The organism is Exiguobacterium sp. s132 (assembly GCF_018617235.1).
Lineage (GTDB): Bacteria > Bacillota > Bacilli > Exiguobacteriales > Exiguobacteriaceae > Exiguobacterium > Exiguobacterium profundum.
This window is the reverse complement of sequence record NZ_JACSJU010000001.1, coordinates 96,344-121,586: the sequence shown is the minus strand read 5'-3', so window position 1 is coordinate 121,586 and position 25,243 is coordinate 96,344. Positions and strand designations below refer to the sequence as shown.

29 protein-coding genes are annotated in these 25,243 nt (G+C 49.4%); 9 read left to right on the top strand and 20 right to left on the bottom strand.

Annotated features, from left to right (window positions below; translation table 11 throughout):
• Positions 1–11 precede the first annotated feature (11 nt).
• Together KNO78_RS00640 and KNO78_RS00635 are read right to left on the bottom strand one after the other, a co-directional pair.
• Entirely contained in the window at positions 12–425 is a 414-nt protein-coding gene (locus tag KNO78_RS00640) for a disulfide oxidoreductase (protein ID WP_047795569.1), read from the bottom strand.
• A 1-nt stretch (position 426) separates the two neighbouring features.
• Positions 427–1,083: a DsbA family protein gene (locus tag KNO78_RS00635; RefSeq protein WP_074037614.1), complete on the bottom strand. Its 657-nt coding sequence runs from the start codon at positions 1,081–1,083 to the stop codon at positions 427–429.
• A gap of 123 nt (positions 1,084–1,206) precedes the next feature.
• Here KNO78_RS00635 and KNO78_RS00630 point away from each other — a divergent pair, with 123 nt between their 5' ends.
• Complete coding sequence (locus KNO78_RS00630) at positions 1,207–2,799, top strand: diguanylate cyclase domain-containing protein (protein ID WP_214691202.1); 1,593 nt, start codon at positions 1,207–1,209, stop codon at positions 2,797–2,799.
• A gap of 28 nt (positions 2,800–2,827) precedes the next feature.
• On the opposite strand, the gene KNO78_RS00625 is transcribed toward KNO78_RS00630, so the two are convergent.
• The 3 genes from KNO78_RS00625 to KNO78_RS00615 form a co-directional block, all read right to left on the bottom strand.
• Entirely contained in the window at positions 2,828–3,145 is a 318-nt protein-coding gene (locus KNO78_RS00625; RefSeq protein WP_214691203.1) for a DUF6241 domain-containing protein, read from the bottom strand.
• A gap of 137 nt (positions 3,146–3,282) precedes the next feature.
• A complete protein-coding gene (gene odhB / locus KNO78_RS00620; RefSeq protein WP_031421273.1) occupies positions 3,283–4,557 on the bottom strand; it encodes a 2-oxoglutarate dehydrogenase complex dihydrolipoyllysine-residue succinyltransferase in 1,275 nt (424 codons plus the stop codon).
• 18 nt (positions 4,558–4,575) lie between these two features.
• Positions 4,576–7,431, bottom strand: coding sequence for a 2-oxoglutarate dehydrogenase E1 component (locus KNO78_RS00615; protein ID WP_214691204.1), 2,856 nt, complete (start codon positions 7,429–7,431; stop codon positions 4,576–4,578).
• 337 nt (positions 7,432–7,768) lie between these two features.
• Between KNO78_RS00615 and KNO78_RS00610 the strand changes: the two genes are divergently transcribed.
• From KNO78_RS00610 to KNO78_RS00600, 3 genes are all read left to right on the top strand, one after another.
• Positions 7,769–8,701 carry an ABC transporter ATP-binding protein gene (locus KNO78_RS00610; protein ID WP_074037619.1) on the top strand — a complete coding sequence of 311 codons (933 nt, stop codon included), beginning with the start codon at positions 7,769–7,771 and terminating at the stop codon, positions 8,699–8,701.
• Positions 8,679–9,416, top strand: a complete 738-nt coding sequence (locus tag KNO78_RS00605) for an ABC transporter permease (RefSeq protein ID WP_031421269.1) — start codon at positions 8,679–8,681, stop codon at positions 9,414–9,416. Before KNO78_RS00610 ends, KNO78_RS00605 begins: the two co-directional genes overlap by 23 nt.
• A gap of 170 nt (positions 9,417–9,586) precedes the next feature.
• A complete protein-coding gene (locus KNO78_RS00600) occupies positions 9,587–9,781 on the top strand; it encodes a hypothetical protein (RefSeq protein WP_214691205.1) in 195 nt (64 codons plus the stop codon).
• A gap of 41 nt (positions 9,782–9,822) precedes the next feature.
• Here KNO78_RS00600 and KNO78_RS00595 read toward each other — a convergent pair whose 3' ends face one another.
• Both KNO78_RS00595 and KNO78_RS00590 read right to left on the bottom strand, forming a co-directional pair.
• Positions 9,823–10,602 (bottom strand): sulfite exporter TauE/SafE family protein, encoded by a 780-nt coding sequence (locus KNO78_RS00595; RefSeq protein ID WP_214691206.1) that lies wholly within the window; start codon positions 10,600–10,602, stop codon positions 9,823–9,825.
• 33 nt (positions 10,603–10,635) lie between these two features.
• On the bottom strand, positions 10,636–11,010 hold the full coding sequence (locus KNO78_RS00590; RefSeq protein WP_251125222.1) for a rhodanese-like domain-containing protein: 375 nt from the start codon (positions 11,008–11,010) through the stop codon (positions 10,636–10,638).
• A gap of 115 nt (positions 11,011–11,125) precedes the next feature.
• On the opposite strand from KNO78_RS00590, the gene KNO78_RS00585 reads away from it, so the two are divergent.
• The 3 genes from KNO78_RS00585 (at position 11,126) to KNO78_RS15680 (ending at position 14,042) form a co-directional block, all read left to right on the top strand.
• Entirely contained in the window at positions 11,126–11,422 is a 297-nt protein-coding gene (locus KNO78_RS00585; RefSeq protein ID WP_015881009.1) for a rhodanese-like domain-containing protein, read from the top strand.
• A 31-nt stretch (positions 11,423–11,453) separates the two neighbouring features.
• Positions 11,454–12,854, top strand: a complete 1,401-nt coding sequence (locus KNO78_RS00580; protein WP_214691207.1) for an MBL fold metallo-hydrolase — start codon at positions 11,454–11,456, stop codon at positions 12,852–12,854.
• A gap of 66 nt (positions 12,855–12,920) precedes the next feature.
• Positions 12,921–14,042 carry a TlpA family protein disulfide reductase gene (locus tag KNO78_RS15680; RefSeq protein WP_214691208.1) on the top strand — a complete coding sequence of 374 codons (1,122 nt, stop codon included), beginning with the start codon at positions 12,921–12,923 and terminating at the stop codon, positions 14,040–14,042.
• A gap of 41 nt (positions 14,043–14,083) precedes the next feature.
• On the opposite strand, the gene nfsA is transcribed toward KNO78_RS15680, so the two are convergent.
• A complete protein-coding gene (gene nfsA, locus KNO78_RS00570) occupies positions 14,084–14,833 on the bottom strand; it encodes an oxygen-insensitive NADPH nitroreductase (protein WP_159561910.1) in 750 nt (249 codons plus the stop codon).
• A gap of 171 nt (positions 14,834–15,004) precedes the next feature.
• Between nfsA and KNO78_RS00565 the strand changes: the two genes are divergently transcribed.
• On the top strand, positions 15,005–15,898 hold the full coding sequence (locus KNO78_RS00565; RefSeq protein ID WP_214691209.1) for a DNA/RNA non-specific endonuclease: 894 nt from the start codon (positions 15,005–15,007) through the stop codon (positions 15,896–15,898).
• A gap of 83 nt (positions 15,899–15,981) precedes the next feature.
• Here the strand turns inward: KNO78_RS00565 and KNO78_RS00560 are convergent, their stop codons facing one another.
• Together KNO78_RS00560 and KNO78_RS00555 are read right to left on the bottom strand one after the other, a co-directional pair.
• A complete protein-coding gene (locus KNO78_RS00560; RefSeq protein ID WP_031421259.1) occupies positions 15,982–17,451 on the bottom strand; it encodes a catalase in 1,470 nt (489 codons plus the stop codon).
• Positions 17,452–17,534: 83 nt separating this feature from the next.
• Entirely contained in the window at positions 17,535–18,131 is a 597-nt protein-coding gene (locus tag KNO78_RS00555) for a DUF2238 domain-containing protein (protein ID WP_074037627.1), read from the bottom strand.
• Between the two features lie 155 nt (positions 18,132–18,286).
• Here KNO78_RS00555 and KNO78_RS00550 point away from each other — a divergent pair, with 155 nt between their 5' ends.
• Positions 18,287–18,700 carry a VOC family protein gene (locus KNO78_RS00550; protein WP_214691210.1) on the top strand — a complete coding sequence of 138 codons (414 nt, stop codon included), beginning with the start codon at positions 18,287–18,289 and terminating at the stop codon, positions 18,698–18,700.
• Positions 18,701–18,738: 38 nt separating this feature from the next.
• On the opposite strand, the gene KNO78_RS00545 is transcribed toward KNO78_RS00550, so the two are convergent.
• The 10 genes from KNO78_RS00545 to KNO78_RS00500 all read right to left on the bottom strand — a co-directional run bounded on the left by KNO78_RS00545 (position 18,739) and on the right by KNO78_RS00500 (position 25,216).
• Positions 18,739–19,464 carry a class I SAM-dependent DNA methyltransferase gene (locus KNO78_RS00545; RefSeq protein WP_214691211.1) on the bottom strand — a complete coding sequence of 242 codons (726 nt, stop codon included), beginning with the start codon at positions 19,462–19,464 and terminating at the stop codon, positions 18,739–18,741.
• The gene (gene rsfS / locus KNO78_RS00540; protein ID WP_015881000.1) at positions 19,464–19,811 is read right to left on the bottom strand and encodes a ribosome silencing factor; all 348 of its coding nucleotides are present in this window, start codon (positions 19,809–19,811) and stop codon (positions 19,464–19,466) included. Before rsfS ends, KNO78_RS00545 begins: the two co-directional genes overlap by 1 nt.
• Positions 19,812–19,821: 10 nt before the next feature.
• Complete coding sequence (yqeK, locus tag KNO78_RS00535) at positions 19,822–20,379, bottom strand: bis(5'-nucleosyl)-tetraphosphatase (symmetrical) YqeK (RefSeq protein WP_214691212.1); 558 nt, start codon at positions 20,377–20,379, stop codon at positions 19,822–19,824.
• Entirely contained in the window at positions 20,369–20,938 is a 570-nt protein-coding gene (locus KNO78_RS00530; protein ID WP_074037631.1) for a nicotinate-nucleotide adenylyltransferase, read from the bottom strand. Before KNO78_RS00530 ends, yqeK begins: the two co-directional genes overlap by 11 nt.
• On the bottom strand, positions 20,935–21,231 hold the full coding sequence (gene yhbY / locus KNO78_RS00525; RefSeq protein WP_015880997.1) for a ribosome assembly RNA-binding protein YhbY: 297 nt from the start codon (positions 21,229–21,231) through the stop codon (positions 20,935–20,937). The genes KNO78_RS00530 and yhbY overlap by 4 nt, the downstream gene beginning before the upstream one ends.
• Before the next feature lie 6 nt (positions 21,232–21,237).
• Entirely contained in the window at positions 21,238–22,023 is a 786-nt protein-coding gene (aroE, locus tag KNO78_RS00520; RefSeq protein WP_214691213.1) for a shikimate dehydrogenase, read from the bottom strand.
• Positions 22,020–23,132, bottom strand: a complete 1,113-nt coding sequence (gene yqeH, locus KNO78_RS00515; protein ID WP_214691214.1) for a ribosome biogenesis GTPase YqeH — start codon at positions 23,130–23,132, stop codon at positions 22,020–22,022. The genes aroE and yqeH overlap by 4 nt, the downstream gene beginning before the upstream one ends.
• 133 nt (positions 23,133–23,265) lie before the next feature.
• Positions 23,266–23,892: a YqeG family HAD IIIA-type phosphatase gene (locus KNO78_RS00510; protein WP_015880994.1), complete on the bottom strand. Its 627-nt coding sequence runs from the start codon at positions 23,890–23,892 to the stop codon at positions 23,266–23,268.
• 125 nt (positions 23,893–24,017) lie between these two features.
• A complete protein-coding gene (locus tag KNO78_RS00505) occupies positions 24,018–24,797 on the bottom strand; it encodes a phosphatidylserine decarboxylase (RefSeq protein WP_214691215.1) in 780 nt (259 codons plus the stop codon).
• On the bottom strand, positions 24,794–25,216 hold the full coding sequence (locus KNO78_RS00500; RefSeq protein WP_159561902.1) for a thioredoxin family protein: 423 nt from the start codon (positions 25,214–25,216) through the stop codon (positions 24,794–24,796). The genes KNO78_RS00505 and KNO78_RS00500 overlap by 4 nt, the downstream gene beginning before the upstream one ends.
• Positions 25,217–25,243 lie beyond the last annotated feature (27 nt).

Genomic DNA, 25,243 nt, shown 5'->3' with positions numbered 1-25,243 from the left:
GTGCCAACTCCTTATCGCTTTTTGACGTTCCACATGAGGATTGTGATGAGCGTGAAAGCCGTCAATGCGAGGAACGGGATCGTGATGAACCCGAGCCAGTTAATGTATTGACCGCTACACGGAACTCCTTGTGCACAAGGTTGAATTTCTGCAAAACCTGGCACTTTCTGTACCAAGTAATGGTAAAGTGATACGAAACCGCCTATGATAGTAAGCGGTAACACATATTTCCGAACCGCCCGATCGTCCGTGAAGACGGCAATTCCCAAGAGGATGGTCAGCGGATACATAAAGATACGTTGAATCCAACATAGCTCACATGGCACGAACTCCCGAATCTCACTGAAGTAGAGACTGCCGAGCGTCGCCGTCAACGAGACGAGCCAAGCGAGGTATAACCCATACTTTTCGAGAAATGATTTCATCTTACAAATCCTGCTCGATCAGCTCTTGGATTTTTTCGTAATCGAACGGGTCTTCGAGCATCACGCCGTTGATCATGATGGACGGGGTGAATTGAACACCGTTCTCTTTTACAAGACCGTCATCCGTACTGACTTTTTCAAGTACGGTCGATTCTTCCCCAAGGTCTTGCTCAAACTTCGCCAAGTCGACCGATGTCGTCTCGCCTGCGATTTCTTTCAGCTTCTCGACGGTCACCCACGCATTGTCATGTTGTTGTGATTCCGGTTGCGCATCGTAGAGCGCCTTATGGAACTTCCAGAACGACTCAGGGTCTTGCTCGTATACCGACTCGGAAGCGAGGGATGCCAAGATCGATTCTTGTCCGTGGAACAAGACGTTAATATAGCTGAAGCTGACGTCTTCCTTGTCGAGATAATCCGCTTTCAGTTGCGGGTAAATCGTTTCACCCCACTGTTTACACGAAGGACACTTGTAATCTCCGAACTCGACGACCGATACTTTTGCGTCCGGGTTTCCGAGTGTCGGTTGTCCTTCAATCGAGACGTGATCGCCACGCTCAGCTGTCGTCGACTCATCTTGGTTGAGTAAGACGAACACCAATGCGATTAATGCGACCGCGACGATGGTCAAGATGACCAACAATTGATTCTTTTTCATTCTCTTCACCTCTATCTATTTTCGACTCGTCTTTCATTATAGCGGAAGCTCTTCTTCCTATCATGATATCGACTCGTTTTTCATAATTCTCTTTAATTCAAGCTTTAGGAGGTTTATTTACGCATGATCAAGTCTTTTACGATGCGCCTCGGACTCATTTTGGCGCTCAGCATTGCCACGCTCGTCTTTTTACTGACGATCGCACTCACTTCCCTCATCAGTCACCGGGCATCTGACGCGCTCGAGAAAGAAATCGGGGAACGCCTCTCGACGACATCACATCAATTGGCGGACAAACTCGATTTTTATATGTGGTCACGCTATCAAGAAGTCCAACTCTTACAAGGCCTCGATTTAGAAGACCGAGACGAGACACGTCGACTCCTCGACCAAGTCCAATCAAACATCCCCGCCTTCTCTTGGATGGGCATCACGGATGCGGACGGGACCGTCGTCGCTTCGACGAACGGGATTCTCGAAGGGGCATCGATTGCGGAACGACCGGTTTATCTTGAAGCGCAAGATTCCCCATTTATCGGAGATGTCCACGAGGCAGTTCTCTTAGCTGAATTATTGCCGAATCCGACGGGAGAACCGCTCCAATTCGTCGATATCAGTGTCCCGCTTTTCCAGGACGGCTCGTTTCAAGGGGTACTTGCCACTCATTTAAGCTGGGCCTGGGGGAAAGAAGTACTCGAACATTTCAATCGAACGCTTCATGAACAAGTCGATGATACGGATTTATTCGTCATCAGTGAACGAGACAGTGTCGTGCTCCTCGGTCCAGACGACATGGTCGGAAAACCACTCCCTGTATCCTTTACAGAAGACGCCTCCGTGAAAGAGTGGGATGACGGTCAAGACTATCTGACAGGCATGTCAATCGGAGAAGGATATGATGAATATCCTGGACTTGGTTGGCAGGTCGTCGTCCGTCAGCCGACGGCAGTCGCGTTTGCACCAGTCGAGACACTTGAAACGAGAATTCTATGGATTGGTTTATTGGCCTCACTTGTGACGGCTGTACTCGGTTGGCTACTCGCTTCGATCGTGACGAAACCGTTGAAGCGAATCACCGAAACGGCTTCGCTCATGGAACAAGGGAAAGCGAACACGTTCCCCCATCAATCAGGAATCGAAGAGATTGAGTCGCTCGCGTTCGCGCTCGAATCGCTCGTCACCTCCCTGACAGAGTCTGAATCGGAGCGGGTACACTTTGAAAAACTAGCAAACCGTGACGCACTGACCGGTCTTTCAAACCGGGTCGCCCTACGTGAACAGCTGAATCAACTACACACCTCGCAAGAACCGTACGTCTTCTTTTATCTCGATCTCGACGGCTTCAAGGCGGTGAATGATACATATGGTCATGCGGTCGGGGACGAGGTATTGGTCGAGGTCGCACACCGGTTACGGACGCTTTCCATCGATGAGGTTTACCCCGTCCGATTGAGCGGAGATGAGTTCTTCCTCATGTTCCCAAGGACTGAGCGTTCGACCCAACAGATTCGGGAGGTCGGCAGCACACTCATCGAGATGATTTCTGAACCGATTACGCTAGACATCGTATCGGTAAAAGTCGGGGCTAGTATCGGGGCGTCCATTTGGAGTCCACCGGAACCACCACACATCGCTATCGAACAAGCGGACGAAGCATTATATCTGTCAAAAGCGAACGGGAAACACCAACTTTCCTTCCATGAGTCGCTCTCATGACATCGTTTCCCCATGCAAAAGGAGTTCATTATGAACTCCTTTTGCTTATTCTTCCGTTTCCGTATCCACGTCTTTTTTCTGCACGTGTCGCCAGTCCGTTCAAGAATCCAATGACAGCATACATTTCCTCTAACAATACGTCCTGTTCTTTATCGATTTCATCGAAGATGGCTTGTCCCCATCGTTCAATGATTCCGCCGAGTTGAAGATAGTCATCGTTTTTGATTTTATTCTTGTCGCGCAACAACTCCAAATAGTCACGAACCTCTTTCAGATTTTCATGTGTCATCGAGATGGCACCCGCTTTTTCTGTCGCCAAGACTTTTTGATGGGTGATCAGTTGCATCGCATCGACGCGATTGTCTTTTCTCGTTGATTTTCATCATAAATATTTACTCAACAAAAAAAACTATAATAAGATTTTTTCTAAAACCTGACGTAAAAAAGCACTCGCCCCTATATAGGAGCGAGTACTTCCTGTTCTTACGCTTCGAACAATAATTGTTCTGGATCTTCAATCATGTCTTTAATGTGCTTGAGGAATGTCACAGCCTCACGACCATCTACGATTCGGTGGTCATACGAGAGTGCCACGTACATCATCGGACGGTTCTCCATTGTATCCGCATCGATGGCGACTGGACGGAGTTGAATCGAGTGCATCCCAAGGATGGCGACTTGCGGTCCGTTCAAGATTGGTGTTGAGAGGAGTGAACCGAACACGCCACCGTTTGTGATTGTGAACGTACCACCTGTCAAATCACTCAACCCGAGCTTGTTGTTACGCGCTTTGTCCGCGAGGTGAAGGATATCTTTCTCGATTTCCCCGAAGTTTTTGCGGTCCGCTTCACGGACGACCGGAACGACGAGACCATCTGGAGCCGATACGGCAATCCCGATATCATAATATTTCTTCAAGACGATTTCGTTGCCTTGGATTTCAGCGTTCAAGTAAGGCATCCGCTTGAGAGCTGCCACTGCTGCTTTCGTGAAGAACGACATGAAGCCGAGTTTGACATCGTTGTCTTTCACGAACTTCTCTTGGCGACGTTTACGAAGTGCCATGACCGCCGACATATCGATTTCGTTGAACGTTGTGAGCATCGCTGCCGTCTGTTGCACTTCGACGAGACGGTTCGCAATCGTTTGACGACGACGTGTCATTTTGATGCGCTCTTCTTCTTTTCCACTCGCTGCCGGTTGTGGTGCCGGAGTGGCAGCAGCTGGTTTCTGCTCTTTCACGGCTGGTTTGTCTTCATGTTTTGAAACGTCATGGACGTTGATGCGACCGATTGGATCGTTCGTTTGGACAGCTGAAAGGTCGATACCTTTCTCTCGAGCGAGCTTGCGTGCAGCCGGTGTCGCGATTGGTCCTTTACCCGGGCTCGCCACGTGCTCTTCACGTTTCTCGACTTTCTTGCCTTCTTCAATAGACTCTGTCTTTTTCTCAGTCGGTGCTTCTGTTTTCGTTTCTGTCGCGTTTTCCGTTTTCGTCTTCGTCGCGACAGCCGTTCCGCCACCAGAACCTGAACCGAGACGTGCGATGACTTCACCGACTTGAACCGTGTCCCCTTCTCCGGCAAGTTGTTCTTCTAACACACCCGCTTCGTCAGCCGGGACTTCGATATTGACTTTATCTGTCTCGAGCTCGACGATTGCTTCCCCTTTTTCGACTTGGTCGCCTGGCTGTTTGAGCCATGTCGCGACCGTTCCTTCCGTAATGGACTCTGCTAATTCCGGTACTTTGATTTCGATCACAATGAGTTCCCCCTTAACTTATTTACGATCTTTTTGATATGTGCTCGTGCCTGCACCGCTCGAGACGACGTCACGAGAGAGTGCTTCACGGATGATGCGTGCTTGTTCTTGTTTATGAGCTGTCGGATTCCCTTCAGCCGGACTCGAACGACGGCGACGGCCGATATAACGGACATCGAGTCGGTTCGTTGTGACCGCTTCTAAACGAGGCTCGATATATGTCCAAGCTCCCATGTTTTTCGGTTCTTCTTGAACCCAGACGATTTCACGCGCGTTCGGATAACGGCTGATGATGTCACGAATCTCACGAACCGGGAACGGGTAGATTTCTTCGACACGGACGATATGCAAGAAGTCGAGTGACTCTTCTGACTTGCCGACCGCTTCCGCGAGGTCGATCGCCATTTTCCCTGTGCAGAAAACAAGACGTTCAACTTTCTCTGTGTTTTCCCCGAGACCTGGCTGTTCGACGATTGGTTTAAAGCTCTCTTCCGTAAACGCCTCGACTGGTGACGTGGCGAGCGGGTGACGAAGCAGACTCTTCGGTGTCATGATGATCATCGGACGAATCTCTTCTTTCCCGAGCATCTCTGCTTGACGACGAAGAATATGGAAGTATTGTGCCGCAGACGAAAGGTTTGCGACCGTCCAGTTTTTCTCCCCGGCAAGTGTCAAGTAGCGTTCCATACGTGCACTTGAGTGCTCCGGCCCTTGTCCTTCGTAACCGTGCGGCAAGAGCATGACGAGGCCTGATTTTTGACCCCACTTCGCGCGTCCCGCTGAGATGAACTGGTCGAACATGACTTGCGCCGAGTTCGCGAAGTCACCGTATTGCGCTTCCCATAGGACGAGTGTATCTTGTGCGAATACGTTATAGCCATATTCAAATCCTAGCACCGAACCTTCTGAGAGCGGGCTGTTATAGACCGAGAATGATGCTTTCGCCGTCGACAACTCATGGAGTGGCGAGAATTTTTTACCTGATTCGACATCGTTCAACATGATGTTCCGTTGGGCGAACGTTCCACGCTCTGAATCTTGACCGCTCAAGCGGACCGGCGTACCATCTGAAAGAATCGACGCGAAGGCGAGCGTTTCCGCATGACCCCAGTCAATTTTCCCACCTTCGCTGAACGCGTCACGGCGACGGTCGAGCACTTTTTGAAGCTTATGGAAGACACCAAAGCCTTCCGGCCAGTTCAGTAACTCTTCGTTCAATTGCGTGAGGAATTCCCGTTCGACGCTCGTGTCGACTTTCGGGAATCCTTTATGAACCGCATCCGGTAATACGATATCTGCATCTTCTTCTTCAGAAGGAACGAGATCACGTGCTGCCTTCAAGGCTTGTTCGATTTTTTGTTCAATTTGCGCTTTCTCATCTTTCGTCATGATGCCTTCTTCCTCAAGTCGTGCAGCATAGACGTGACGGACGGACTGGTGTCCTTTGATGGCTTTGTAAAGGACCGGGTTCGTGTTCATCGGTTCGTCCATTTCATTGTGACCGTAACGACGGTACCCGATCAAGTCGACCAAGATATCTTTATGGAACTTGGCACGATACTCACTAATCAACTTCGCGACGGCAACACATGCCTCCGGATCATCCGCATTGACATGGAAGACTGGAATCTCGTAGCCTTTGGCGATATCACTTGCATAACGCGTCGACCGCGAATCGTTCGGGTCCGTTGTGAAACCGATTGTGTTGTTGGCGATGACGTGAACCGTCCCACCTGTACGGTAACCCGTCAAGTTTGTCATGTTGAGTGTCTCCGCGACGATACCTTGTCCTGGGAAGGCCGCATCTCCGTGGATCAAGATTGAGGCTGCCAAATCGTCGTGCTGTACAGCCGATCCTTTTTCAGAACGGTCATCTTGTGCGGCACGTGTATATCCTTCGACGACCGACCCGACGAACTCGAGGTGACTCGGGTTGTTCGCCAAGTTGAGACGGACTTCTTTTTGCTGTTCGACCACTTTCCGGTCAAGACCGAGGTGATATTTCACATCGCCTGACCAACCGAAGTTGATGCCGATTGACCCTTCAGATGGAATCAATTCTTTGTTCGGCGCGTGTTGGAACTCCGCAAAAATCATCTCGTACGGTTTGCCGAGAACATGGGCAAGTACGTTCAAACGTCCACGGTGGGCCATTCCGATATTGATATGTTCCGAACCGCTCGAAATGAGGCCTCCGACCATCGCATCGAGAAGTGGCACCATCGCATCCAATCCTTCGATTGAGAAGCGTTTTTGTCCGACGTATGTTTTATGAAGGAATGATTCAAACAGTTCGGTTTCAGCCAAACGTTTGAACAACTCGACTTTTTCTTCTTTCGAGAAGGTTTGCTGTAACGCCCCTTGTTCGACTTGACGACGGATCCACTTCTTCTCTTCCATGTCATCTAAATGACGGAGTTCGATGGCGACCGTTCCTGTATAAACGTCAAGCAAGTGACGGAATAGTTCTAAGGCGCTCGCGTTTGGTTTTGGTGCATCGTCTGATAAAAGGCGGGCCGGAATTTGTTTTAAGTCTTCTTCTGTCAAATCATAGCGTGACAGTTCGAATAGTTCCTGCTCGCGCGGGTGATCTTTTAGTGGATAAATATCAGCTGCTTTATGACCGAAAGCACGGATGTCGTTGATGAGCCGTGTCGCCGAGACGACCTTCTCTAAATCAAACGATGGACCCGAGACCGGCACTTCTGTCGGTGACGACGTTTCCGGTGCCCCAAATTCGTCAAAATATCGACGCGTTTCTTCATCGACCGATGATGGGTCTTCCAAATATTGTTCGTACAGTTCAATGATGTAGCCTAAGTTAGGACCATAAAATGCTTGCGATTTCTCGTGAACATTCGACGACTCTCCCATTGAATAAATCCCCCTTATCCATTCCTAAACGTTCAATCTGTGAACGCTTTCATTTTAACATGTAGCCCGAAGCAGTTCACCTTTCTCCTACCCTGGTGAACAAAACCAAATCTTGCCTCTTACGCTCAACTTCATACTACACCTTTCGTCGCAGAAAGACCCTTACAAATTCACAATTCGTCCATACTATTTCAATAAGTTTTGCTTATCGATAAATTGTGTCTTGATGTATTTGTTTCAACAATTTCAAAAAAAGATGAAACCTTATTTCAAACAGCCCCGTAATAGGGAGTGTAGGCATTACACTATTACTCTTAACAGAAAGCTAGGTGACCACATGTTATCCGTACAAAATGTCCATAAAAAGATGGGAAAAGCAACGGTATTGACAAATGTCAGCTTTGACGTCGTTCCAGGAGAAATTTTCGGATTCCTCGGACCGAACGGTGCCGGGAAGACGACAACTATTCGAATCATCACAGGCCTCATGCCTGCGACGCACGGGACCGTGACAGTCGATGGGTATGACGTGGCGAACAACCGCCAAGAAGCGCTCAGCCGAATCGGGGCCATCGTCGAGAATCCTGCATTCTATCCGTACATGACGGGCCGGGAAAACTTGATTCATGCGATGAACTTGATTCCGAACTTGAAAAAAGTCGACTTGAATGCACTCGGTGCCCTCGTCGGACTCGACGGAAAGCTCGATATGAAAGTCAAACAGTACTCACTCGGGATGAAACAGCGCCTCGGGATTGCCCGTGCCTTGTTGCATAACCCAAAAGTGCTCATCTTAGATGAGCCGACGAACGGTCTTGACCCAGCTGGGATCGCCGACCTTCGGAATTACTTACGCCACCTTGCGGACCACCGCGGAATCGCCATCCTTATCTCGAGCCATTTATTGAGCGAGATGGAATTGATCACCGACCGTTTCGCAATCATTGACCAAGGACAAATCAAGTCAGTGGAAGACGGACAGACGAAGGCTGACAGCGTCATCCTCTGTAAAGTTGCCAAGGAGCAGATGAACGAGGCACTTGACGTCGCAGCACTCGCCTTCGATGATGTGAAAATCGTCCAGCAGTCTGCCGAGTCGTTTATCGTACCGCGTCAAGAGACAGACATTCCGGTCTTACTGAAACAATTAATCGAGCGCGATATCGCCGTCTATCAGATTGGCATGAAACACGAGTCGCTCGAAGAACAATTCTTGAAATTGACGAAAAAAGAAGGAGGTACGAACAATGCGTTCATTACTCAGCAATGAATGGATGAAATGGCGTCGTACGATTAAACCATACGTCGCCCTAGGCGTGTATACGGCAATCATCCTCATCGTATACGCTGTATTGGCCAGTGGTGAAGGGACACCAGAAGCGGCATCGTTCTTTGAATTTTCAACGATGGGTGCCATCGCTTTCTTGAGTATCTTTACGATTGTCTTTACGGCAGAGATGGTCGGGAACGAATTGAAATTTGATACGTTGAAACACCTGTTGATGAGCCCGTACTCTCGCGACCGCATCTTATTGTCGAAGCTCGTCATGGCCGTCCTCGTCATGTTGCTTCAATTCATTTTCATCTTAGTCGTCGCGTTCGGGTTCTCACTCACGTTAGATGGCTCTGTCACATGGGATGTCGTCCGTCCGATCCTCATCAGTGTGAGCGGACCGATCTTCATCATCTTCTTGACGCTCATGTTCTCGGTCGTCTTCAAGTCGGTCGGCGTCGTCATCGGTTTCACGGTACTCGCAAACTTCGCCTCAAGTATCATCGGCGGTCTTCTTGTCGCTTGGAAACCTGAGCTTGCGAAATGGATTGTCTTCTTGCATACAGACCTTTCAATCTATGACGTCAACCCAGAGTTTATGAAAGCGATGGACGCTACGATGGGCTTCTCGATTTTCTATGTCGCCCTTCATATCATCGCCTTCTATCTCATCACGGCATTTATGTTCCGCAGTAAAACGTTTGCAGAATAAACAATCAAACCCTTTTGATTCCGTAAAATCAAAAGGGTTTTTTCTTACGCATTTCGATTTGTGTGACGCTTCTCCCTCACCTTTGTCACACAACCTCAACATTCTGTCAAAAGTCTCCCAACTGTATGCGATATGATGAAGGTGACAGCATTTAAGAAGGATGTGATATTATGGCTCTCACAATCGGATTAGCATTGCTCGTTTGTTTGATTGCACTCATATTCACCATCATGGTCGGGCTCGGGAAAGACCGCTCCTCGTACAGTCAAAAGAAGAGTTGGTCGATGGTTTCTTGGCTCTACATCATCTTGCTCCCTGTCTCGTTTATCGGGCTAGGACTTCTCTACTATTTCATTACGAAATAACGCAAAAATCACGACGCCAGAAAATAGGCGTCGTGATTTTTTCATGCGATTAAGTCGCTCCAAATTTTGATGGTACTCGCTAAGATGAGTAGCGCTAAAATCCATTGGAGTGCTTTCGTATTCATATTCTTCCCGACATTCGCCCCGATTGGAGCGGCAATCAGGCTCGCGATAATCATAATGATGGCCGGACCCCAGACAATTTGATCGGTGATGATTTTACCGAACGTCGAGCCAATCGACGAGATGAAGGTGATGGCGAGGGAACTCGCAATCGCCATCTTCGTCGGGATGCGTAAGACGACAAGCATGATCGGCATGAGAATGAAGGCTCCCGCTGCCCCGACGATTCCTGCCGCAATTCCCACGACGAATGCTGAACTTGCTGCAATCACTTTGTTGAACTGTACTTGATCAAGCGGCATGTCGTCCACTTTCGGCTTCGGCAAGAACATCATGATGGTGGCAATCGTTGCGAGTACGGCATAGACGACATTGATCATCGTTTCCGAAAGAATCGTCGATCCGTATCCACCGATGAAGCTACCAATTAATACCGACACCCCCATGTAAAGAATCAACTGCTTGTTTAAGTATCCACCTTTACGATAGGCATAAATCCCACCGATTGTCGCAAAGAAGACTTGAATGGCACTAATTCCGGATACTTCGTGCGCGCTAAAAGCGGCAAACCCTAGAATCGGTGGAATGTATAACAACATCGGATACTTGATGATCGATCCACCAATCCCGACCATCCCTGAAATAAACGACCCGATAAATCCAATTAGAAAAATTGTAATGATAAACCCGAGCTCCATATAAACTCCTCCATTTGCTCTCGTATTCTCTACTTATTCAATCGATTCCCAAGCCATCATTCCGCCTGATATGTCATAGATTTCCGTATAGCCAGCAGCCTGTAATTGACTAGCCGCCTGGGCACTTCGGTTACCGCTTCGACAAATGACGTAGATTGGTTCGTCTTTCGGATACGACAGTTGGTTTGCATCTAATGAAGAAAGTGGTGCGTTCACTGCCCCTTCGATATGCCCCCCCTCGTATTCAGACGCTTCTCTTACGTCAAGAAGCGTTATTTCCTCGTTTTCCAATTTGTTTTGTAGAGTTTTAACGTCAATTTTCGTAATTTCATCCTTTCCTGATGTGATTACAAAGATAAAAATCGCCATTAAAACCAAAATCCCAACAAATAAGGAAATCCTCTTCATATTTTCCCCTCCAATTCTTTTCACTTGCGCTCATTATACCTTAGGGGGTATATTAAAGCCAACGAAACATTCTCGTTGCCAAAAACCTTAACCATGAAAAGGAGATCAAAGACTCATGAAGACGATTACGACTACTGAATTAGAAGCGTTACTTCAAGCTGACGACTCACTCAACCTCATCGATGTACGAGAGGTGGATGAATATGCTGGAGGTCACATCAAACAAGCGAAAAACGTACCACTTTCTGAATTCGGAGCAAAAGTCGATGAGCTCGATCGCTCTAAACCGATTCACGTCATTTGCGCAGCCGGTGGACGCAGCATGAACGCATCTGCTTATCTTGACTCACTCGGATTCGACGTCACGAACGTCGACGGTGGGATGATGAGCTGGCAAGGCGAAGTCGAATAAACGATTACTTTACTCATAGGGGGAAATTTATATGCTATTACGTTATTTTTATGATGAGAAACTAGCACAAGCTTCATATATGGTCGGTTGCCAAATGACGGGAGAAGCGATCGTCATCGATCCGGCCCGTAACATCGAGCCTTATCTTCAAGAAGCGACAAAAGAAGGCATGAACATCGTCGCAACGGCAGAGACGCATATCCATGCGGACTTTGTGTCCGGTTCACTCGAACTCGCGAAGCGCACAGGTTCGAAAGCCTATCTATCAGACGAAGGTGATGCTTCTTGGAAGTATGCATTCGCGAAAGAAATCGACGCACAACTCGTCAAAGAAGGCGACACGTTCAAGATCGGAAACGTGACACTCGAAGTCATGCACACACCTGGTCACACACCGGAACATATTTCGTTCCTTCTTTATGACCGCAACCAGACACAACCGATGGGGATCTTCACAGGAGACTTCGTCTTCGTCGGAGATATCGGTCGCCCTGACCTTCTCGAAGAAGCAGCCGGTGTGAAAGGAACGACGGCAATCGGTGCGGAACAAATGTTTGATTCACTCAAAAAATTCATGGCACTTCCTGACTTCGTTCAAGTCTGGCCAGGACACGGCGCAGGTAGTGCTTGCGGGAAAGCACTCGGTGCGATCCCAACATCGACGGTCGGTTACGAGAAAGCGACGAACTGGGCGCTTCAAATGACGGACAAAGATGCCTTCATCAAAGAATTGACGACGGATCAACCAGAACCGCCGAACTACTTCGCCATGATGAAGAAAGTAAACAAAGAAGGCATTCAAGTGACGACGGATATCGCTCGTCCTGAAGTCGTCGGGTCGGACCGGCTCGATACACTCGTCGAAGAGACACAGGTCGTCGATACACGTAAAGGTGAAGATTTCGCAAATGGTCACGTACCAGGGACAATCAACATCCCTTACAACAACAAGTTCGTCTCTTGGGCAGGCTGGCTCGTCAACTTCGACAAAGACATCACGGTTATCGCAAGTGCAGAAAACGTCGATCAAGTACAAACGGACCTCCAATCAATCGGTCTCGACCGTCTTCGCTTCATCGTCCCAGTCGAAGAACTCGATGCATCACTTTTGACGGAAACGTATACGGACGTGACGGCAGAAGAAGCGATTGAAGCTGCTGAAAAAGGTGACGTGTTCGTCCTCGACGTTCGAAACGCGACAGAATGGAACGCGAGCCATTACGAAAAGGCAGAACGTATCTTGCTCGGTAAGCTCGCACGTGACCACGAAGGTCTTCCGACAGACCAAACGATTGCGGTGCATTGTGCGTCAGGCGTCCGCTCACGCATGGCGGCAAGTGTCCTTCAATCGCTCGGCTACAAAGATATCCACAATATCCTCGGTGGCTACGGCGCGATGAAAACTGTCTTGAACGCTCAACAAATCAAGTAATGCTATACTGACTATGAATATGGCGCCCGCTTCGAGAGGGGCGCCTTTTGTTTAGGAGGGAAAGACGTGGTCGCCATCGGTCCACTCAACATTCGTTTCGATTTACTCATCTTTTTACTAAGCCTTGCCGTCCTTTACGGCATCTTCCGCTTTCTCGGGTTGTCGAGTAAACAGCGTGAAGCCGTCATCGGGACATGGTTCTATGGTTTTCTTGCCTGGAAAGGAAGTGCCATCGTCATCGGTCTGTTGACGACACGTGACCTATCGCTCGCTCTTTACGCCACAGGAGGCGTATGGTCTCAATGGATTGCAGCTGCTGTCGTCCTTTGGTTCGTCTATCGACTCGACCGGAACCTTTTAGGGTATTGGGTGCTGAGCGGACTCCTCATTTGGTTCGGAATGACACTCGCGGTTCCAGTATACGGGACGATTTTGAACCTTTCCGACCAGCCGATTCATCTATGGAGCGCCATGCTCATTTTTCTGCTACTCGGAACGACGTGGCGCTGGATGCATGAACCGACTCGTGGAAACATTCTTTGGACAGTATGCGGTGCATCCGGCATCTGGCTATTTAAGTCATATGCGGTCGGACAGATTCAATGGTGGATAATTGTCATCGCCCTCGTCCTCTTCGGATTGACGGTCTATCTCGCCCGCCCTTCAAAGAAAGTGATTCAAATTAGTGTCGGAGTCCTGGTCGTTCTCGCGGTCGTGAATGCTGTCCTGCCAGAGAAAGCGACACAATCTGTCACGACAGAGACGGCGTCAACCGGTTTGAACATCGGGCAAATTCCCCCTTCGTTCGAATTACAGCGAACCGATGGGAGTACATTCGACTTAACTTCACTACATGGTCAGCGCGTCGTCGTCAACTTTTGGGCGTCCTGGTGCCCGCCTTGTCGGGCGGAGATGCCGGATATGGCGGCGTTCGCGAAAGAGCGAGATGACGTGACCATCGTCGCCGTCAACACGACGACGAGTGAACGCGACCCCGCCGATGCCGTCTCGTTCGTCGAACCGTATGAAGACGCATTTACCGTCGTCTATGACCGTGACGGCCAAGTCGGAGATGCGTATCGGATTCAAGCGATGCCGACGACGTATGTGCTCGATGAATCGGGTGTGATCATCGCGAAGCAATTTGGTGCCATCGACAAGAATTGGCTCGACGCCCAATTGAATTGAACATGACAAAACCGCCGACAAAGAGTTGTCGGCGGTTTATCTTATTGCTTCAAATAGCCTTGTGCTTTCAAAAAGTCTTTGACGTCAAGACGTGTCGATTTCGACAACATGCGTCCCATTTGGCCAGTCCACGTGTCTTTACGCGGATTCGATCCCCGGACCATGTAGTAATCATGGATCAACGCGTCGTAATCCGAAAGTGACTGTTTGATCCGTTCTGGATTCGCCTCGTATGCGTTCTCATGGTAGATATGATGGAACGGTAGACGGGGCTTTTGATCTTCGACTGAAGCCGGTACACCGACGGCCATGCCAAAGAGCGGAATGACCCGTTCCGGCAATGCGAGCACTTCTTTCACCGCAAAGAGGTCGTTCCGAATGCCACCGATATAGCAGACTCCGAGCCCCATCGACTCTGCCGCCACTGCAGCATTTTGTGAGGCAAGTGCAGCGTCGATCACAGCGACAAGCAGTTTCTCATCGGTCTCAAGTGTTGCGGACACTTCTGTTTCTTGCAGTTCACCAATCACCTCATGGCGATGCAAATCCGCACAAAAGACGAAGAAGTGACCGTTCTCGACCACGTAATTCTGGTTGCCCGCAATCTCAGCGAGTCGTTTCTTTTTCGCTTCATCGGTCACCCCGATGATGGAGTAGGCCTGGATAAAGCTAGACGTCGATGCCCGTTGTGCGCTCTCGACGATGGTCTGGATTTGTTTGTCTGTCAATTTCTCGTCCGTAAAATCGCGGACGGAACGGTGGTTCAATAAGGTCTCAATCACTTCGTTCATACGTTCTTCCCCCTTTTTTTCAATCTTGGCATAAGCTATCTGAATCCACAAATGAGAGGAATCCATCGGGCACATTTTGAAGGGAGGACGCTCACATTTCGTTTTCTTATGCTATCATTATAAGCTACATAGTAAATACGATAGCGTAACTTCGAATAAGGAGCGATATAGATGAAAAGAATACCATTTTACATCCCATTCCTACTTGGGGTGCTATTCCTCTCAGGCTGCACGGATGCCGACGTGAGTGTCTCGACGTCGACGTCAACCGAAGAAACAGTTGAAAAGGAACCTGTACAAGAGGAACAAACCACCGAGCCCCCTAAATCTGAAGGCGATGTATTTGAAGGCTATACGAAGATCGAGGTCGATGGCGGCGATCAGTCCGGCACACGGGAGGCGAATGTCGTCGTCGATATCGGCTTTGGCGACCGAGAGTACTGGGCGTTCACGAACGAACACGGTCAACTGGTTCGCGTGATTGCTGATGAGATCATTCTTCAAAACGACGAGACCGAAGACGTCAATTCTTCAGGACGCTATTATGCAGACGAGGCGAAAGTTCCGGGTGTCGAAGACCCTAACCTCGACGAAGGCCATATCATCGCCGATTCACTTGGCGGTGTCTCGAACGCCTATAACATCACGCCACAAAACAGCGCACTCAACCGTTACGGCGACCAGGCATTCATGGAAGATGTCATCCGGAAGGCTGGCGGGGCGAAAGACTTCGAAGCCATCATCACCTATCCGAACACGACGACTCAGATTCCTTCCCGCTACCAATACACGTATACCGTACGGGGCAATACGGTCACCGATACGTATGATAACGTGGATCCGGAGGAAGTGAACGAATCGCTCGGATTGACGGATGATTCCCCTCCTGCAGTGACGACGGAACCAGTCGAGGAACGGGAATTATCCGATATCGACCTTGACGGAAACGGACAAGTGACAATCAAAGAAGCAAAGAACGCCGGATTCGAGATGCCGATCACGCGTGACCATTGGCTGTATCAATACATGGACGACCGAGACGGTGACGGGATGGTCGGGGAATAACTATGACGAACGAGACGTTTCTCCACGAGAGAGGCGTCTTTTCGCATAGAAAAAAACCGCGGTGTAAGACCGCGGTTACGTGTTTAGTTCGACATTTGATTCAAGAATGGTGCGAGATCGACATTCAACTCTTTCGAGAGACGCTCTCCGAGTTCACGGTCCGCACGATAGAAGTTGCAGATCAAGAGGAGAACGGTCTTCTCGTGACGAACTTCTTTGATATGCGCCACGAGGTTACGAACGAGCGCATCCTTCTCTTCCTGAGAATAGCGACGATACACCTCTCCGGCTTGTCCGAAGTCATTCGTCTTCTCAATCTTCTGACGACCCGTCACGCCTGTGATCGGTTGCGGCGTCTCGATATAGTCCGCATTCGGCTTCGGCGCGTCTTCGTAACGGTTCGGCTCGTAGTTGACCGGGCTCGTCTGTTGCTTGAACGGCATCGCCCCGTCACGCTGGTTGTTCGCGACTTGAGCGAACGGGCAGTTGATCGGGAGTTGGAGATAGTTCGGTCCGATGCGGTAACGTTGCGTATCCGAATACGAGAAGAGTCGTCCTTGGAGCATCTTGTCTTCCGACGGCTGAATCCCTGGAACGAGAACACCCGGGTTGAAGCCGACAGATTCAGTCTCGGCAAAGAAGTTGTCGACGTTCTTGTTGAGGGTCATCGTTCCGACCAATTGATACGGGATGACATCTTCGAACCAATCTTTTGTGGCATCGAGCGGGTCGAAGTCAAAGTTGTCCATGTCCGCTGGGTCGAGAATCTGTACATATAGATCCCATTCCGGATAGTCTCCATTTTCAATGGCGTTGAACAGATCACGTGTCGCATGGTTGAAGTCTTCTGCTTGGATTTTCGCCGCTTCTTCCATCGACAAGTTTTGAATCCCTTGCTTCGGTACCCAGCGCATCTTTATGTACACCGTGTTGCCGAATTCATTCACCCACTTGAAGGAATGGACGGATGACCCTCGCATGTGGCGATACGATGCTGGGATTCCCTCGTCACTGAAGAGATGCACGAGCATGTTCGTTGATTCCGGTGTGAGCGACATGAAGTCGAAGAAGCGGTCCGGGTCTTGAAGGTTCGTTTGTGGGTCCGGCTTGAGCGAGTGAATCACGTCCGGGAATTTAATCGCGTCACGGATGAAGAAGACCGGTAAGTTGTTTCCGACGAAATCATAGTTCCCTTCTTCCGTGTAAAACTTGACGGCGAAACCGCGTGGGTCACGAAGCGTCTCCGGTGAACCTAATCCGTGGATGACGGTCGAGAAGCGCGCAAACACAGGCGTCTCTTGCCCTTCTTCTTGCAAGAATGCGGCTTTCGTATAGCGTTTCATACTATTTTTTACAGTGAAGACACCATGCGCCCCTGCGCCTCTCGCGTGAACGACACGTTCTGGTACTCGTTCACGATCGAAATGCGCTAATTTCTCAATTAGTTGATAGTCTTCGAGAAGCGTCGGGCCCCGACGACCCGCAGTGATGGAGTTGGCGTTATCCCCGATTGGTACGCCTTGGTTAGTAGTTAGTTGACGGTGTTGATCCATATGATTGCCTCCCATTATTTATAATCATTACAATCTTGATATTAATCAAAGATTAGAATGATTACAAATAAAAAGCTCTTGAATCACGAACTTTTTTTCATATGTCTCTTTTGTTTGGATTTTTCACGTTGATGGAGCGTCACGACGAAAAATGCTGCCAAGATACCGCCTAGGGACCCCGCGATGATGTCGACCATCGTATCGTCATTCCCGTTCCCTTGCATCGTCGTGTTCAGGACGACGTCAGATGTGAATTCATACATCTCCCAAAGCGCCGCCCCAGCCATGGAAAAGACGACAATGTATACGAACAAAAATCGTTTCGGGATCTCGGTCCGAATGTCATCATCGAGCCTACTGAAGAAGTCGAATCCAAGGAATGCGAGAAAGATTCCGCTTAAGAGATGAAGGAACGTGTCCCACCATCCATTCCCGTATAGTCCGACAATCGATCCTAAATACTGGGAGGCAAACAAGAACAGGATATACGCCACCTTCATCTTGCCATCGAGTTCTGTTTTAAACGTCTTTTCAATGAAGAACGGGATGAGCCCAGAAATGATTCCGGCCCCCGCTACACTCGCATCGAACCATGATTCTTCAATGATTGATGTGATAAGTATGATCGCCATGAACAAGACGAATCCAAATTCGAGGATACGTCCTTTCGTGAGCTTCATGATGCTTCGCCTTCTTTCGTCTAGTTTGTTCTCTATATGCTCTATTCCCAACTCTGAATCGTGTTCAACCACACAATTGAATTTAGTTGGACTCTCTTGCTATTTACGAACATACGTTCTATAATTAATATTATGAATTCGAGGAGGAACTTGCTATGCCGATCAATCCGTATCTCAACTTTAATGGGAATTGTCGAGACGCCGTAACCTTTTATGCCGATGTGTTCAACCACGCCGTTCCAGACATTATGACGTTCGGTGATCAACCTGGTCCAGACGGTCAACCGGTGCCGAGTGAAATGGCCAATCTTGTGCTGCATACCCGACTCTCGGTTCACGGCTCATCGCTCATGTTTTCTGATGCGATGCCTGACGGACCGGTCACATTCGGGGACAATGTCACGCTCGCTGTCGTCACAGACGACCTCGAGGCCATCCATCGTGAGTTCGAGGCGCTCTCTGTGAACGGACGTGTCTTGATGCCGCTTCAAGAGACGTTTTGGAGCAAGGCGTACGGCATGCTCGAAGACCAGTTCGGCGTCCAGTGGCAGTTCAGCCACGAAGCATAACGACAAAAATCCCCGATTCGTCAGAATCGGGGATTTGCTTATTTTTGGGCAACGAAGAAGATGCGCTCGGCATCCGCTCCTGGTGCATGTTCGGTGAAATCAGAGGTGACCGATTTGACATGGAAACCGGCACCAATCAACCATTGCATGTACTGCCCTGGTTCATACGTCCGTTGTTCATGTGTCTCCTCAATTCGTTCATACGTCCCATCTTCAAGCGCGACGAAGAACGTTAAGTCATGAACGACCGACAGCGGGGCTTCTCCCGGGTCGGCAAACCAAATATATGAGCAATCTTCTCCGTTTGACGCATACGTCTTTTGGTTGAAGAGCGTCTGCATCTTGTTCGGAGCATGGACATCAAAGATGAACAAGCCGCCTGGTTTGAGTTGATTGTAGACAGATACAAACGTATCAATCACGTCCGCCTCGTCTCCCAAATAGCAAAGGGAATCGCAAAGAATCGTCACCGCATCGACCGGTTCCGGTAACTCCAACTCACGCATATCTTGTTCCCAAAGCGGCAACTCGATTTCGGCCTCGAGCGCCTTTTCTTGTGCGACTTCGAGCATCGACTCGGATAAGTCGATCCCCATGACATCGTAATGTTCAGCGAGGCGAATCGTCGCCGACCCGGTCCCGCACCCGACATCCGCGAGTGTCGCGCCATCTTGGACGTGACGACGCACGAAAGCGACCCACTCATCATACGGCGCGTCTTTCATCAACTCGTCGTATACATAGGCGAATCCTTCGTAAGCCATTAGCCGACTTCCACTTCGACGTGTGGCGCGTCAGCCCACAATTTCTCTAGGTTGTAGTAATCACGGTCATCACGATGGAAGATGTGGACGACGACGTTTTCAAGGTCAGCGAGGACCCAACGTGCCGTGTCCATTCCTTCGAACTTGTGGAGCGGTAAGCCGTTTTCGCCAGCAACGTCTTTGATTTCACGTGCGATCGCTTCGACTTGCTTCTCCGAGTTCCCGTGACAGATAACGAAGTAATCTGCGATTGGCGAAATCCCTTCCATGTCGAGTACAACGATTTCCTCGGCACGTTTATCGTCAGCCGCTTTAACAATCAATTCTAATTCTTCTCTTGCAGTCATATTGACCCTCCTAAGGTATATTCACAAAATCGTTATACGTTTCAATCGTCAGTGGAAAAATACGCACCGACTTCTTCAATAAAAATTCAATCGTTTGTTTCAGTGTCGCGACAACCGCCGCTTCGAGCGAACGCTCCACTTCTGCCCGCAACCGGTCGACGCCGGGATAATTCCGATTCGGTTCGATGGCATCCGCCACGAACAGAATTTGGTCGAGCCGAGACATCCCGGGCTCTCCCGTCGTATGATTCCGAATCGCCGAGAGCACCGCGTCATCCAGGTCGTATTGACGGGAAAGTAAAATCGCACCGACCGGCGCATGAAGTAGTTCGTCCCCGTACTCAAGTAGATTCGGGTCTAACCCTTCTTCCACGACGACTCGACGCATTTCTTCGACGTCAAAGTACTTCGCATAATCATGAAGCATGGCAGCAAGACGAGCCTGTTCGACCTCTTCACCGAATTGAACCGCCATGCGTTCCGCCGTCTCGACGACACCGAGCGTATGGATATAGCGTTTTTCTGGCAGCGTCTGTTTAATCAACTCGTGCGCTTCTTCAAACGTCATACAACTTATGCTCCTTCACATACTCCTCGACTGGCGTCGGGACAAGATATTTGATGGATTTGCCTCGTTTCGCCCGTTCCCGGATGTCCGTCGATGAAATCTCGAGTTGCGGCATGTCAATCGCGTGGACGTCTGCCTTCTCCGGAATCAAATAACGTGTCCCTGGCCGTGCGACCGCACCGAACGTGACAAGACGGATGAGCGTCTCATAGTCATACCAGGATTCGAGCGAAACGAGTGAATCGGCACCAATCAAAAAGTAGAATTCATCATTCGGATACTGTTCGATCAGCCGTTTCATCGTCTCGACCGTATAAGACGGCTCACTCCGTTCAAACTCAATCAAGTTCAACTTGAAGTCGGACTGATTTTGTATGGCGCGTCGCGTCATCTCGATTCGGTGGTCTGCCGAGCTGAACCCGACCTTATGAGGTGGAATCGCAGCCGGCAGGAACCACACCTCATCAAGTTCAAGCTGTTCACGCGCTTGTTCCGCGATTAACAGATGTCCGAGATGCGGCGGGTCGAACGTTCCGCCCATCAAGCCGATCCGGCTCATGGGAGTTTGATTTGGCGATTTTCTTTCTCGGTCGCCTCTTTGTACAAGACGATGACTTTTCCAATCACTTGAACGACTTCAGCCTGTGTGCCTTCAGCTAACTCACCAGCGACATCTTTAGGCGTGTCCATGCAGTTTTGAAGTACTTGAACTTTAATCAATTCACGTTTCTCGAGTGCGTCCGCGATATCTTTACACATCGCTTCGCTGACTCCATTTTTCCCAACTTGATAGATTGGTGAAAGATGGTGCGCTTCTGCGCGTAAAAAGCGTTTTTGTTTACCTGATAACATAGTATATTATTCCTCCAATAATCCTTCGATTAACTTTTTTCCAATGGTTTCGTCCGGTTTCACGCCCGTCCATTTCTCGAACGAGAGCGCGCCCTGCCAGACGAACATGGCTACACCTGTCACAACTTTGGCTCCGCGACGTTTCGCTTCTTGAAGCATCGGGGTGACAAGTGGACGATATATGATATCACAAACGACCGTGTTTTGTCGTAATCCTTCTAATGAAAGTGGTGTCGATCTCTCGTCCATCCCGACAGAAGTGGTCTGAATGATGACATCATATCGAGAGACGTCCATCTCATCAAACGTCGTGTAGACGACTCCGAACGTGTCGGCGAGCGCTTTTGCCCGTTCCACAGTTCGATTGACAATCGTCACGTCACGCGTCGGGAGAGCTTGGACAATCCCCCGAGCCGCTCCTCCGGCACCGACAATCAGGACACGCCCTGTAAAGTCTGTGTATGGCATCAGCGCTTGGACAAGACCTGCCCCGTCCGTATTCGTCCCGATAAGTCGCCCGTCTCGTTTATACACCGTATTGACGGCTCCAGCATGTTTCGCCGCTTCGTCAAGGTCATCGAGATACCGAACGACCACCTCTTTATAGGGAATCGTGACATTGAATCCATCCCAGTCCCCTTCTCGCATTGCCGCAAACAAGGCTGGGAGTTGATCTGGTGTGGCATCGATGGCCTCATAACGCCCGAAAAGCCCAGACGCCCTCAACCACTGCTCGTGCAGTTGGGGAGAGAGCGAATGAGCAATCGGGTGACCGATGACGGCCAGATTCATACGAGCGCCTCGCGAAGTGTGACTGCGACGCCTTTTGGAGCCCATGCTGCGATACGGCCACCTTTTCCGTGAATCGCGACCCAACCGAGACCACTGAACACGATATCCGTTTTCACGCCGTCCCGTAAGCTGAACTCATGACGGACGAGTGGCGGTAAGATTTCGAGTGTCTTCTCATTCGGCGGGTTGAGCATCTTCCCAATATGTTGGTCATAGAGCTCATCGGCACGTTCGAGTTTCGTACGGTGTGCTTTCAATTCATTCGACATATAAATGACGAACGATCGCTTATTTCCTTCAAGATAATCTAAACGTGCCAATCCGCCGAAATAGAGCGTCTGCTGCGGATTCAACTGGAACACGTGCGGCTTGATTTCTTTCTTCGGTGTGATCGTCTTCAAATCTTTCGCATCGACATAGTGTGCCATTTGATGACGGTTGATGATTCCTGGTGTGTCGTACAAGTTCGCATCATCGTCGAGCGGAATGTCGATCAAGTCAAGCGTCGTTCCCGGGAAATGACTGACGGTGATGATGGCTTCATCCTCTTCACCGAAACGTTTGATCACCTGGTTGATGAGTGTCGACTTCCCGACATTCGTACAACCGACGACAAAGACGTCTTTGCCTTTGCGGTAGTACTCAATCTTTTCAGCGAGTTCATCGATACCATGTCCTTTTTTCGCACTGATCAAATGAACGTCGATTGGGTTCAAGCCGAGTTCTTTTGCCTCTGCCTTCACCCAGTTCGCCATCCGGTTCGGGTTGACCGACTTCGGTAACAAGTCGACCTTGTTTCCGACTAACAGTACCGGGTTCGATCCGACTGAGCGTTGAAGACCCGGAAGCCAACTGCCATTGAAGTCGAAAATGTCGACGATTTTGATGACGAGTGCTTCTTTTGAACTGATACCATTCAAGATGCGCAAGAAGTCATCATCTGATAACTCCACATCTTGAACTTGGTTATAGTGCTTCAATTTGAAGCAACGTTGGCAAATGACAATCTCACGGTCAAGTGCCGATTTCGGTGCATAGCCGACCCCGTTCGGGTCTTCCGTTTGGATGGCTACGCCGCACCCAGCGCAATATCGTTTTGTTTCTTCCATAGTTATACTTACTGCCGTTCAGGTTTCCCCTTCTTCATTCACCGTAGCACCTCGCTGCTACTCCTGAAGCGTTAATTCCGACGCCTTGCTCGCCGTACATGGGCAGCCTCCTTCTTCCTGTGCGTTCGAGGTCTTATTCATCTTTTTTATGTGAATCTTCGGAACGTGGATGCATGGCCTCACCGATTTTTTCAGCGACCGCGACTTTTGCCCGTTGTGCGTCAACGGCAAGTTCTTCCACTTTTTTCGTGATCAATACATACTTCCCACGACGCTTCATATGGGCGAAGACCACTTTTTCGAGCATCCGGTTAAATTTCGTGACGAGTCCGTCCGTTTTGACGACCGGTTGCACATGAATGACATGAATGCCCGCCATGTTTGCCCCGAGAACGTCTGTGAACAGCTGGTCCCCTAAGAAGATGGCTTCCTTCGGCGAGTACCCATATTTCGAGAGTGCCGCTTTAAATCCAGATGGTAATGGTTTTCTAGCACGAGCGACATAATGAAGGCCGAGCGGCTCCGTAAATGTTCGTACACGATTCTCGTTATTATTTGATACGACAATCACATCGAAACCGTATGATTTCACTTTTTCAAGCCACATCAATAAAAGCTCTGGCGCATGTGGGACGTCCCACGCCACGAGTGTATTATCAAGGTCCGTCAAAATGACGCGCACCCCACGGTCTTTCAATTCTTGTAGGTCGATGTCAAACACAGACGCGACGAACTGTTTCGGATAAAGTCGATTAAACACGTAAAATTCCTCCAATTAGCTAAACGATTCAACTACTTATACAAGTATTGATATCCCTTCTATGGTAAACGAAAACCGACCAAACGACTAGTCTATCGTTCGGTCGGAAGAAAATTGACACAAAATTAGTTGGATTTGATTGTCCCGATGACTTCACCGAGTCGAACCGGACCGATCTTTTCACGGTCCATTTGAATCGTATCCTTCTCAAAACAAAGAACGACGGTCGAACCGAACGAGAAGTATCCCACCTCTTCTCCTTTGCCCGCCTGGTCTCCTTCGAGCGTCCACTCAATCGTGTTGACGTTCAAGGCACCGACCATGATATGTTCGTACGTTCCGGCTGGGCTGTCGAAGCGCGTCACACGACGGTAGTTGCGTGAGAGCGGTCGAACCGTCTCCGTCAATCCGATTTCATTCACCGGTGCCGAACGGTCCCCGAGCTCATAGTGACTGAGCACACGACCAGAGAGCGGTGTGTGGACGCGGTGATAATCGCGCGGACTGAGGTAGAGAACGACGACCGTCCCCCCTGCATAACGTCTTGCTTCTTGTTGAGAACCGAGTAACTCCGCAAGCGTATACGACTGACCTTTCACCTCGAAACGACTGTCTTCTGAAATCGATTCGATGATCGATAACTTTCCATCACACGGTGATACGAGGGTATCGGACGACTCATCAATCGTACGTGCTCCCGTCTTCAAGTGACGGGTAAAGAACGCATGCAATGATGGATAGGCAGCAAGCGGTTGCTCTGCCTCTTCTACCGCAATGTCATATACTTTTGCAAACGATGGAATCAAGTGACGACTCACATCTGATTCTGCGAAACGCTTGAGGCGTGTGGCGATCCAAGGCGAGGCGTTCAGCTCAAATAACGTTTGGTAGAAACGACGCTTCATTCCTCTTTGGCCTCCTCATTTTTAAAGAACGTCTCATATTGTTGTTCAGAGACCGCTCCTTCAATGCGACCGACCTCTTTTCCATCTTCAAATCGGATGATAGTCGGCGTACCTTCAATCCCATACGTCGTCCATACGTTATGGTCAGACAAGTTGATCGAGACCGCATCATATTCTTCGATAAGGGGTTCGACATAAGGCTTCACTTGCTCACAGTATTCGCAGCCCGTTTGCCAGAAGTAAGCGACGACTTCACCATCTTGGTCTAATTGTTGTTGCAATTCATCTGCTGTGACGGCGTTGACACCATCGTCAGTATTGTTTCCATTTAAAAAGTACAACAAACCGATTCCGATGACGATAATCGCACCGATAATGGCGAACGTGATAAAATTCGCGCGTTTTTCAGGGTTTTTCATATGTGTGATCCTCCTCTATGTTGGATA

Bases quoted from the DNA above. Each gene is read 5' to 3' on its own strand.
- KNO78_RS00625 (WP_214691203.1), bottom strand. From the start codon at position 3,145: ATGCAACTGATCACCCATCAAAAAGTCTTGGCGACAGAAAAAGCGGGT.
- rsfS (WP_015881000.1), bottom strand. From the start codon at position 19,811: ATGACTGCAAGAGAAGAATTAGAATTGATTGTTAAAGCGGCTGACGAT.
- nfsA (WP_159561910.1), bottom strand. From the start codon at position 14,833: ATGAACGAAGTGATTGAGACCTTATTGAACCACCGTTCCGTCCGCGAT.
- KNO78_RS00635 (WP_074037614.1), bottom strand. From the start codon at position 1,083: ATGAAAAAGAATCAATTGTTGGTCATCTTGACCATCGTCGCGGTCGCA.
- KNO78_RS00605 (WP_031421269.1), top strand. From the start codon at position 8,679: ATGCGTTCATTACTCAGCAATGAATGGATGAAATGGCGTCGTACGATT.
- KNO78_RS00630 (WP_214691202.1), top strand. From the start codon at position 1,207: ATGATCAAGTCTTTTACGATGCGCCTCGGACTCATTTTGGCGCTCAGC.
- KNO78_RS00545 (WP_214691211.1), bottom strand. From the start codon at position 19,464: ATGGCTTACGAAGGATTCGCCTATGTATACGACGAGTTGATGAAAGAC.
- KNO78_RS00550 (WP_214691210.1), top strand. From the start codon at position 18,287: ATGCCGATCAATCCGTATCTCAACTTTAATGGGAATTGTCGAGACGCC.
- KNO78_RS00640 (WP_047795569.1), bottom strand. From the start codon at position 425: ATGAAATCATTTCTCGAAAAGTATGGGTTATACCTCGCTTGGCTCGTC.
- KNO78_RS00555 (WP_074037627.1), bottom strand. From the start codon at position 18,131: ATGAAGCTCACGAAAGGACGTATCCTCGAATTTGGATTCGTCTTGTTC.
- KNO78_RS00595 (WP_214691206.1), bottom strand. From the start codon at position 10,602: ATGGAGCTCGGGTTTATCATTACAATTTTTCTAATTGGATTTATCGGG.
- KNO78_RS00565 (WP_214691209.1), top strand. From the start codon at position 15,005: ATGAAAAGAATACCATTTTACATCCCATTCCTACTTGGGGTGCTATTC.
- yqeK (WP_214691212.1), bottom strand. From the start codon at position 20,379: ATGACGTTTGAAGAAGCGCACGAGTTGATTAAACAGACGCTGCCAGAA.
- KNO78_RS00615 (WP_214691204.1), bottom strand. From the start codon at position 7,431: ATGGGAGAGTCGTCGAATGTTCACGAGAAATCGCAAGCATTTTATGGT.
- yqeH (WP_214691214.1), bottom strand. From the start codon at position 23,132: ATGGAAGAAACAAAACGATATTGCGCTGGGTGCGGCGTAGCCATCCAA.
- KNO78_RS00560 (WP_031421259.1), bottom strand. From the start codon at position 17,451: ATGGATCAACACCGTCAACTAACTACTAACCAAGGCGTACCAATCGGG.
- KNO78_RS00530 (WP_074037631.1), bottom strand. From the start codon at position 20,938: ATGAGCCGGATCGGCTTGATGGGCGGAACGTTCGACCCGCCGCATCTC.
- KNO78_RS00590 (WP_251125222.1), bottom strand. From the start codon at position 11,010: ATGAAGAGGATTTCCTTATTTGTTGGGATTTTGGTTTTAATGGCGATT.
- aroE (WP_214691213.1), bottom strand. From the start codon at position 22,023: ATGAATCTGGCCGTCATCGGTCACCCGATTGCTCATTCGCTCTCTCCC.
- KNO78_RS00505 (WP_214691215.1), bottom strand. From the start codon at position 24,797: ATGAAGCGTCGTTTCTACCAAACGTTATTTGAGCTGAACGCCTCGCCT.
- KNO78_RS00580 (WP_214691207.1), top strand. From the start codon at position 11,454: ATGCTATTACGTTATTTTTATGATGAGAAACTAGCACAAGCTTCATAT.
- KNO78_RS00500 (WP_159561902.1), bottom strand. From the start codon at position 25,216: ATGAAAAACCCTGAAAAACGCGCGAATTTTATCACGTTCGCCATTATC.
- yhbY (WP_015880997.1), bottom strand. From the start codon at position 21,231: ATGTTATCAGGTAAACAAAAACGCTTTTTACGCGCAGAAGCGCACCAT.
- KNO78_RS00585 (WP_015881009.1), top strand. From the start codon at position 11,126: ATGAAGACGATTACGACTACTGAATTAGAAGCGTTACTTCAAGCTGAC.
- KNO78_RS00610 (WP_074037619.1), top strand. From the start codon at position 7,769: ATGTTATCCGTACAAAATGTCCATAAAAAGATGGGAAAAGCAACGGTA.
- KNO78_RS00600 (WP_214691205.1), top strand. From the start codon at position 9,587: ATGGCTCTCACAATCGGATTAGCATTGCTCGTTTGTTTGATTGCACTC.